Source organism: Nitratidesulfovibrio oxamicus, assembly GCF_015731765.1.
Classification (GTDB): domain Bacteria; phylum Desulfobacterota; class Desulfovibrionia; order Desulfovibrionales; family Desulfovibrionaceae; genus Cupidesulfovibrio; species Cupidesulfovibrio oxamicus.
The window spans coordinates 1-9,316 of record NZ_VRYY01000020.1 but is presented as its reverse complement, the minus strand read 5'-3'; the positions used below and the strand labels follow the sequence as shown (position 1 = coordinate 9,316).

6 protein-coding genes and 1 pseudogene are annotated in these 9,316 nt (G+C 67.7%); 1 reads left to right on the top strand and 6 read right to left on the bottom strand.

Annotated elements, in window-relative coordinates:
* A pseudogene (locus tag FVW20_RS01045) lies at positions 1-690 on the top strand (hypothetical protein); the annotation flags it as partial.
* A 361-nt stretch (positions 691-1,051) separates the two neighbouring features.
* Here FVW20_RS01045 and FVW20_RS01040 read toward each other — a convergent pair.
* From FVW20_RS01040 to sctV, 6 genes are all read right to left on the bottom strand, one after another.
* Positions 1,052-3,142, bottom strand: coding sequence for a SpoIIE family protein phosphatase (locus tag FVW20_RS01040; protein ID WP_196607922.1), 2,091 nt, complete (start codon positions 3,140-3,142; stop codon positions 1,052-1,054).
* A gap of 15 nt (positions 3,143-3,157) precedes the next feature.
* Positions 3,158-4,495, bottom strand: a complete 1,338-nt coding sequence (locus FVW20_RS01035) for a sigma-54 interaction domain-containing protein (RefSeq protein WP_196607921.1) — start codon at positions 4,493-4,495, stop codon at positions 3,158-3,160.
* 60 nt (positions 4,496-4,555) lie between these two features.
* Positions 4,556-5,596 (bottom strand): type III secretion system export apparatus subunit SctU, encoded by a 1,041-nt coding sequence (gene sctU, locus FVW20_RS01030; protein ID WP_196607920.1) that lies wholly within the window; start codon positions 5,594-5,596, stop codon positions 4,556-4,558.
* A gap of 323 nt (positions 5,597-5,919) precedes the next feature.
* The gene (gene sctT, locus FVW20_RS01025) at positions 5,920-6,756 is read right to left on the bottom strand and encodes a type III secretion system export apparatus subunit SctT (RefSeq protein WP_196607919.1); all 837 of its coding nucleotides are present in this window, start codon (positions 6,754-6,756) and stop codon (positions 5,920-5,922) included.
* Positions 6,757-6,763: 7 nt separating this feature from the next.
* On the bottom strand, positions 6,764-7,024 hold the full coding sequence (sctS, locus tag FVW20_RS01020; protein WP_015946047.1) for a type III secretion system export apparatus subunit SctS: 261 nt from the start codon (positions 7,022-7,024) through the stop codon (positions 6,764-6,766).
* Between the two features lie 21 nt (positions 7,025-7,045).
* Positions 7,046-9,142: a type III secretion system export apparatus subunit SctV gene (sctV, locus tag FVW20_RS01015; protein WP_196607918.1), complete on the bottom strand. Its 2,097-nt coding sequence runs from the start codon at positions 9,140-9,142 to the stop codon at positions 7,046-7,048.
* Positions 9,143-9,316: the final 174 nt, after the last annotated feature.

The following is a 9,316-nucleotide window of genomic DNA, read 5'->3' as shown; positions in this document are numbered from 1 at the left end:
GACGTGTTCGACGGCGGCGCGGCCTCGTTGCCGCGCACCGGTCGCACGGGTACGGCCTTTTTCTGGTGGGTGGATGATGCGGGTCGGCGCTGCCCGCTGCGTTGCGCGCGGGACGGCGCGGGGATGGCGCTGGTGCGCGACGGGGTGCGCATTCCGCTGGAACCGCAGGCCATCATGGACGCACTGGGGCGGGGGCGCATCGTACCGGGGTTGTTCTGTTCGTACGCCACGCTGGTGGTCGGGCACGGGCTGCGCTGCCACGGGGGCATCTTTTTCGCCGCCTACCTGCCCGTCATGCTGGCGGCGGTTGCGCGGGTGCTGGGCCATGCGGACGACGCGGCCAGTGCCGGCAAGGCTGGAGGGGGAACCTGCGCGGGGGGATGTGCCGGATTTTCAGGAGTTGCCGGAGGGACAGGACTTCTCGCGGCCCTGCCGCTGACGGTGCTGTTCGATGCCGGGCGCGGTCCGCGCCGGGTGGCGGGGGCGGTGGAAATGTTCGCCGCCGGCGGGCTGGCCCGCCGCCATCTGGAGCACCTGGCCGCGTTGCCCATGGATGCCGTGCTGCCGGTCAGCCTGCGTGAATGCTACATGGAATGCGTGCCGCAGGAGGCCCGTGCGCCGGGCTGGTCGCGCCGTCTTGCCGCCCCCATGGACGAGGGCGCGGGCGTGGTATTGTCGCTTTCGCGCTGACGCCCCCCCCGCAGACGCCGCCACCGGGTGTTGCCGTGCGGACGCCGCCCCACCACAGACGCCATTCCGCAGCTGCCGTCCCCCAGCCATCCCGCAGCCGCCGATCATTCCGCGCCTGCCTGATCACGCGGCGCCGCCGACGCGATCGTTTCCTTCCCCTGATTCCCGGCCCGTCTCATCCGGCCCGTCTCATCCGGCCCGTCTCACCTGTCGGGCGTGACCGCAGCGCGCGGGGCACGTTCCTGCCCCTTTCCGCGCACCCTTGCGGGGGGCTCCGGGGGTTCTCCACCCGTTCCTGCTGTCTTTCCCCGCTGTCTCCCTCGGTCCTTCTCCGGCGGCTGGCCCGGTCTTCCCTGGCCGGTCAGGCCGTCTCGCGCGTGAAGCAGAGCATGGTGATGTCGTCGGACTGCTCCGCCGTGCCCCGGAAGGCCACCGTGGCCTCGTGCAGCGCCCGCAGGATCCCGGCGGGCGTATCCCCGCGATGGGCGTGCAGCACGTCCATCAGCCGTGGCAGGTCGAACAGCTCCAGTTTTTCGTTCATGGCCTCGGTCACCCCGTCGGTGTACAGCAGGCAGCGTTCGCCCGGCGTGATGACCGCGTGCAGGGTTTCGTACTCCACGTCTTCCATGGCCCCCACCAGCGGGCCGCTGATGCCCGGCAGTTCGCGCGGGGCCTCGGCGTCCGGCCCGGTGACGCAGGGGGGGCAATGCCCGCCGTTGGCGAACTCCAGCGTGCCCGTTGCCGGGTCGAACAGCCCGATGAGCAGGGTGACGAACATGCAGCCGGGGTTGTTGGCGGCAAGCTGGGCGTTGATGCGGGTCATGGCCGCGCCGGGCGCGAGGCCCGAGGCCACGGCGTACCGGCACAGGGTTACCGCCATGGACATGAACAGCGCGGCGGGCACGCCCTTGCCCGACACGTCGCCGATGACCACCACCTGCCTGCCGTCGGGCGCGATGAAGAAGTCGTACAGGTCGCCGCCCACCTCCTTGGCCGGTTCCAGCAGGGCCGAGGCGGCGTAGCCCGCCTGCTTCGGCGCGGCGTCGGGCGCGGGCAGGATGCCCATCTGGATGTCGCGCGCGGCGTTCAGTTCGCCCTGCATGCGCTCCTTGACGGCGGTGGTGTCCATCAGCGCCCGCACGTTGCGGGCCAGCGCCCGGCCCATCTGGGTGAAGGCGCGGGCCAGCTGGCCCACCTCGTCGGAACGCGACGTGGGCAGGCCGTTTGCTGTCAGGGCTTCTGCATCGGGTGCGGAAAAGTCCGTCTCGGCAAGGGCATGGGCGCGGCCCGTCAGGGCGCGCAGCGGGGCGATGAGCCGCGCGGTAAGCAGCAGGGTGCCCGCCACGCTGACCAGCACGGCGGCCAGCGCGATGAAGGCCAGCTTGCGCACCAGCGCATTGGTGGGGGCCTCTATTTCGGCCTGCGGCGCGGCGGACACCACGTACCAGTCCAGGGCCTTGAAATAGGCGGCGCGAAAGATGGCCACGCCAAAGGCGGGGCCGGTGTCCGCGATGGTTTCCGCCCGGCCCTTTTCCCTGGCTTCCGCAAGGGCGCGCGGCGGAATGAGCGCCACCTCGCGCCCCTTGGGGTTGCCGTGATGGGCCAGCAGTTGGCCCTTGCCGGAGACCAGGGCGATGAACCCGCTTTTGCCCAGGGACAGGGTCTGGAATTTTTCCTGGGTGCTGCGGATGATCTGCTGTTCGTTGTACAGGGCCTGCCGTTCGATGTCGGACAGCAGCATGGCGGAAACCACCACGCTGTCCGCTTCCGGCATGGGCAGGAAGTAGACCAGCAGCGGCTCCGACGCACCGCCCGGCCCGGGAGTGCCGTCCGGACCGGGAGAGCCATCGGGACCGGGAGAGCCATCGGGACCGGGAGAGCCATCGGGACCGGGAGAGCCATCGGGACCGGGAGAGCCATCGGGACCGGGAGAGCCGGGCAGGGTGTCGAACACGGCGAATTCGCCCTCGGGCGAAAGCTGCGCCAGCGCAAGCAGCGACCCCACGGGCCGCCCCTTGAAGTCGGTCATGTCCGGGCGGGCGGACAGCAGGGCCAGCTGCGGGGTGCCGGTGCGGGGGGCGCCGTGCGCGTCGAAGATGTCCATGTGCACGCCAAAGCTGCCCAGCCGTTCTATCCAGTTGGCGATGAACCGCTGGCGGGCGTCGCCCGGCAGGGCGGACACGTCCTGCCAGGCGGACCGGGCCAGCTGCGAGTAGCGGCGCAACTGGTCCTTGCGCAGCAGCACGTCCATCACCTTGTTGGTGAGGTGGCCGAGGTAGCGCGACCCGATGTTGTCCTCCATCAGCACGATGACGTTGCCGAACGCCTCGCGTTCCAGCTCGGCGTTGGATTCGCGCAGGTCGCTGTAGGTGAAGGAGATGACCGGCACCACCGCCAGGGCGATGGAGGCAAGCACCAGGATGAACAGTTTGGAGCGCAGGGAGAAGGTCATGTTCCGTACCGTGGGCTAAAGCCCGTTCTGGCCGCCGTCGGCAATGCCGAGGCGCAGCAGTTTCTTGCGCAGCCCTTCGCGGGTGATGCCCAGCAGTTCGGCGGCGCGGCTCTTGTTGCCGCCGGTGCGGTCCAGTGCGCGGATGACCATCTCGCGCTCCATGTCCTGCAGGTTCAGGCTGCCGTCCGGGGGGGGCGCGGTGGCAGCAATAGCGCCGGGCAGGGGCGTGGCGGGCTTGGTGAACGCGTCTTCCGTGCCCGGGCTGTCTTGCCCGGCGGCGTCGGGTTCGCCCGCACCCGACATGGCGGCCAGCAGGCGGGGCGAAAGGTTGGCGGCCTCCACCCTGTCGCCCAGGGTGAGGGCGGCGGCGCGCTCCATCTCGTTGTTCAGTTCGCGCACGTTGCCCGGCCACGGATAGCGCAGCAGCCGGTCGCGCGCACCGTACGAAAGGGACAGCCGGGGCCTGCCCATCAGCGTGCAGTGCCGGTCCAGAAAGGCCTGCGCCAGCAGCAGGATGTCGTCGCCACGTTCGCGCAGGGGGGGCAGGTGCACTTCCGCCACGTTGATGCGGTAGTACAGGTCCTCGCGAAATTTTCCTTCGCGCACGGCGCGTTGCAGGTCCACATTGGTGGCGGCGACGACCTTCAGGTCCACCGGCACCGCCTTGTTGCTGCCCACGCGCTGCACCTCGCGCTCTTCCAGCACCCGCAGCAGCTTGGCCTGGTGGGGCAGGGGCATGTCGGCCAGCTCGTCAAGGAACAGGGTGCCGCCGTCGGCCTCCTCCACCAGCCCCTTGCGCGCGCCCACTCCCGTGGCCACGCCCTTTTCGATGCCGAACATCTCGCTTTCGAACAGCGCCTCGGGAATGGCCGTGCAGTTCACGGCGATGAACGGCCCTTCGCGGCGCGGCGAATTGTAGTGGATGAGCTTGGCCACCACTTCCTTGCCCGCGCCGGTGGGCCCCAGCAGCAGGGTGTTGATGGGGCGCCGGGCAATGGACAGGGCCATCTCGATCAGCTGGCGCATGGCCGGGCACTGCCCGATGATCCGCCGGGCCTGGAAATTTTCCTGCAAGGTGTGGGTGAGGCGCGCGTTGCGCTCGGTGAGCAGGCGGCGGGCCTCTTCCAGCTCCGCGTTGCGGGCCTTCAGTTCCTCGATGAGTTGGGCCTGCTGGTATTCGCGCGCCTCCACCTTGACCAGCATCATCCCGAAGGCCTCGGCGAGGCGGGTGGTGCTGGCCGGGGCGGAACCGGCTGCGGTGAGGGCGAACAGCCTGTCCTCGCTGGCGGGACGCGCCCAGGCAAGGTCGTCGCACAGGTCTATGAGCACGTCGAGCAGTTCATTCTGGCTCATGGGCATGGTCCTTGAAAGATGGGGAGGGGTGCGGTGCGCGCGGCAGGGGCCGGGCCGGCCCTAGCGCCCCTGCAACGATTGCACCCAGCGCAGCACTTCGGCCACGGGCCCGATGAGGTCCTTGGGGATGTATGCGTTCTCGGTGCCTTCGGCGAACAGGCTGCGCGCCAGCGGCACGTTCTGCATCACGGGTATGCCTTCCTCGCGGGCGATCTCCACCATGCGTTTGGCCAGCAGGCCTTCGCCCTTGGCCAGTATGACGGGCAGCGGGGTGCGGTCCTTTTCGTAGTCCAGGGCCACGGCGTAGTGGGTGGGGTTCGTCACGATGACCTTTGCCTTGCGGACGTTGGAGAGGGTGTTCTGGGTGACCATTTCCTGGTGCAGTTGCTTGCGCTTGCCCTTGATGTGCGGATCGCCCTCCATTTCCTTGTACTCGCGCTTGACCTCGTCCTTGGTCATCATGTGCTGCTTGTTGTACTGCCAGCGCTGGTACATGTAGTCCAGCGCGGCAATGACGCAGAACACGGCGGCGGAAATCAGCACCATGTCGCGCGCGGTAATGCCAAGCACGGTCAGCAGCCCGCCGATGCCGCCGTCCGGTATGGCGAACAGGCCGCGCATGTGGTCGGACAGCACCTTCCACACGGCCCAGCCAAGCACGGTCACCTTGATGCAGTTCTTCAGCATCTCCACGGCGTTGCGCACCGAAAAGACCTTCTTGAACCATTTGCCGGGGCTCATGTTCTCGAGCTTGGGCATGGCCGCCTTGAGCGCGAACAACACCCCCGTCTGGGCCAGGTTGGCCAGCAGGCCCACGCACATGGCCAGCCCCACCACCGGCAGCACGATGCCGATGGCCCCGCGCGTCACCGCCGTGGCCAGCAGCGGCAGCGCCTGGTCGAAGGGCAGGGTCATCTGGCGCATGGAAAGTTCTGTGACGGCCATGATCTCGGCGAAGATGTCGCCGCCCTTGATGGCAAGGTACGCCCCCACGGCCAGCACGGTAAGCGCGGAACCCACGTCCTGGCTCTTGCAGATGTCACCCTTTTCGCGCGCCTCGCGCAGGCGTTTGGGTGTTGGCTGTTCGGTCTTGTCGCTCATGCGTTCCCAGGGGCTGTTTCCAAAGTAGGATTTTCGTTCGTTGGCAAGGAAAACGAGCCCGCCATAAGGGAGTATGCCTCAGCCGTTTGGCGAGCTTGCGAACCTTACGGATAAGGGCCGCAGCGCGCTCTTGTCGCATTTTACCGAGCCTTAGCCGTTAGGTGGGCTTGCGAACCTTACGGATAAGGACGGCAGAGCCATGGTGGGTGAAGTTGGACCTCGTTGCGCACGATGTCCGTAGGGCTCGCAAGCTCGCCCGACGGCCACGCTTCACGCCCTTCGGCCGGATGCCAACGGGCGAAAGGACAATTTGGAAACTGCCCCTAGGGCAGCAGCCCTTGCAACCGTTGCAGGTCGGCGGCCAATTCGGCGAACAGGTCCGGCGTCCTGGCCGCCAGCGCGCCGAAGTACAGCACCAGCAGAAGGCTGGCCACCGCGCTCTTCACCGGCATGGCCAGCACGTACACGTTGAGCTGCGAGGCAAAGCGGTTGACGAGGCCCAGCGAAATGTCGGCCAGCAGGCAGGCCACCACGATGGGCCCGGCCAGCAGCACCATGTGCGACATCAGCCAGGCCACCCGCCCGGCGAACAGCAGGGGCACCTCGATGCTCCATGCCAGCGGCGCCAGCGAGGGCACGGGCCATATCTCGTACGAGGCGTACAGCAGGCCCAGAAAGGCCAGGAAGGCCCCGCTGGCGTAGAACAGGTACATCATCGTCTGCAGCAGGAAGGCCCCGGTGGGCGAGGTCTGTTCGCCCGACATGGGGTCGGATTCCTCCGCCATGGAGGCCCCGCGCTGGTTGTCGATGAGAAAGCCCGCGCTCTGCACGGTCCAGAAGGCGATGCCCGCCAGCAGCCCCAGCACCAGCCCCATGAGCGATTCCTTCAGCACCAGCGCCCCGTAGTGGCCAAGCAGGGCCAGGTCGAACACGCTGCCCTTGGGCAATTGCCCCAGTATCACGGGGTGCACCGGCAGGTAGCAGGCGAACACCAGCACCATGCGCAATTGCCCGGTCACCACGCTGCCCGCCAGAAACGGCGCCACCTGGGCGACCATGAACAGCCTGGGCATGCCCGCCACCACGGCCAGCAGGTGGTCGAACAGACCCAGTTGGTCGAACAGGGCCTGGATGGACAATGCCGGTACGTGGGGGGCCATGGCGTGCCTACAGCAGGTAGAAGCGCACGAATATCTCGTCCGCGAAGCGCAGCAGTTCCGCACCGAACCACCCGCCCATCAGGAACAGCGTGAGCACCACGGCGATGAGCTTGACCCCGAAGGTCAGCGTCTGTTCCTGCAACTGGGTGATGGCCTGCACGAGGCTGATCAGGATGCCGATGACCGAGGCCACGACGATGGGCGGCATGGACAGCATCAGCACCAGGTACAGCGCCTTCACCGCGTAGGTCATGGCCATGGATTCCACGTGGGTTCTCCTGCGGCCCGGCTACAGCCGGATGCGGTTGACCGGCTGCACCGATATTTCGGGCGTCAGTTCCTGGTACGAGATCACCGCGAGCCCGTAGTGGTCGCCTTCTATCAGCCTGCGCACGTAGCGCCGGATGTCCATGGAGGTCATGATCACCGGCTTCTGGGCGTGGCTTGCGTAGCGCCCGGCGGCATCGCCCACGGCCTTCATGAACCGCTCGGTCACCGAAGGCTCCAGCGCCAGGAACGCCCCCGCCGAGGTCTGGCGGATGGCCTTGCGGATGGTTTCCTCCACCTGCGGGTCCAGCAGGATGGCGGGCAGCATGTTCTGTCCGCGCGAGTGCATGTAGCTGATCTGCCGCTTCAGCGCGCCCCGCACGTACTCGGTCAGCATGACCGTGTCCTTTTCCTTGGGGCTCCATTCGATGAGTGCTTCCAGGATGTTGCGCAGGTCGCGGATGGAAATCTGCTCCTGCACCAGACGCTGGAAGATTTCCGCAATGCGTTGCACCGGCAGCAGGCGCGTTGCCTCGCGCACCAGGTCGGGCGCGCGCTCTTCCATGCGGTCGAGCAGGTATTTGGCCTCCTGCATGCCCAGGAAGTTGCTGGCGTGGCGCGAAAGCACCAGCGACAGGTGGTAGGCCAGGATGCGCGCGTGGCTCATGTGCCCTATGCCCGCCTTGTCCAGCAGGTGCAGCTGCTCGTCGGGCACCCACAGGGGGTCCACGTCGGGCAGGAAGCGTTCGCCCGTCCTTGCGCTGACGCCCAGCATGGCCAGGTTTTCGCCGGTGTCGCGGGCCAGGGACATGCCCCGTTCCAGCGTGCCGCGCGACATGGGGATTTCGTTCAGGTTCAGGACGTAGGAAAGTCCTTCCAGACCGGGGTTGGGCCGGATGTTGATGCCCGGGAACGGCACGCCGAGGTCGAAGTACAGCGCCCGGCGCAGGTTGATCAGTTCCTCGTTCAGGGCATCGTAGTGCAGGGCCTCGCCCAGTTCCGCCGAAAGGTCCAGAATGATGGGCACGGTGGGGGCGAAATCGTCGCCGGGCTGCCCCGTACCGGGACGCGGGGTGCGTGGCCGCGCGGCCGGGGCCAGCGAACGGCTCAGTTCCGCCCTGGGGTCGGTCGCCACGGGGGCCTCGGCCATGCGTTGCAGCACGTAGCCGAACCCGCCGATGGCAAGGGCCAGCCCGAACAGTTGCGGCTTGGGAAAGCCCGGCACCAGCGCGAACAGGAACACCAGCCCGCCCGCCATCAGCAGCGCCTTTGGCTGGCCGAAGATCTGCCCGCCGATCTGCGCGCCCACGTTGCCGCCCGAATCGCCCGTGCGGGTGATCAGGATGCCCGCCGAAATGGACACCAGCAGCGAGGGTATCTGCGAGACCAGGCCGTCGCCGATGGTCAGGATGCCGTAGGTGTGCAGGGCGTCGGCCCCGGTCATGCCGTGCTGGGTGATGCCGATGACCGTGCCGCCCACGATGTTGACCACGGCCACGATCATGCCGGCGATGCTGTCGCCCTTGACGAACTTCATGGCGCCGTCCATGGCGCCGTACATCTGGCTTTCCTGCGACACCATGGAGCGGCGGCGCTGGGCTTCCTCCATGTCGATGACGCCCGCGCGCATGTCCGCGTCGATGGACATCTGCTTGCCGGGCATGGCGTCCAGGGTGAAGCGCGCGCCCACTTCGGCCACGCGCTCGGCGCCCTTGGCGATGACCAGGAACTGCACGATGGTCAGGATGACGAAGACCACCGCACCCACCACGAAGTTGCCGCCAAGCGCGTATTCGCCGAACACGAAGATGATTTCGCCCGCGTCGGCCTGCAGCAGGATGAGCCGGGTGGTGGTGATGTTCAGCCCCACGCGGAACAGCGTGGTGAACAGCAGCATGGTGGGAAACACCGAAAAGTCCAGCACGCTGCGCACGTACATGGACATCATCAGCATGACGAACGAAAGGGCCATGTTGGCGCCGATCAGCGTGTCCACCAGCGGGGTGGGCAGCGGCAGGATCATCAGCGCGACCACCACCACCAGCAGGGCGACGATGGCCAGGTCGTTGTGCCGGGTAACGGCGCTCACGGCGGTGTTGGCGCGGGCAAGCATGGTCATGCCTGCACCCCCGCCATGTGCCGGTAGGTGTCCATGGCGGTGCGCGCCTCGTCCTGCCGCCCCTGCTGCCACAGCGCCTGGGCGCGCAGCAGGTGCAGGGCCGCATCGGCGGAGGACAGGGTCACCCCGTCCATGGCCGCGTGCAGGTGGTCGAGCGCGGCGTGGCCGTCGCCT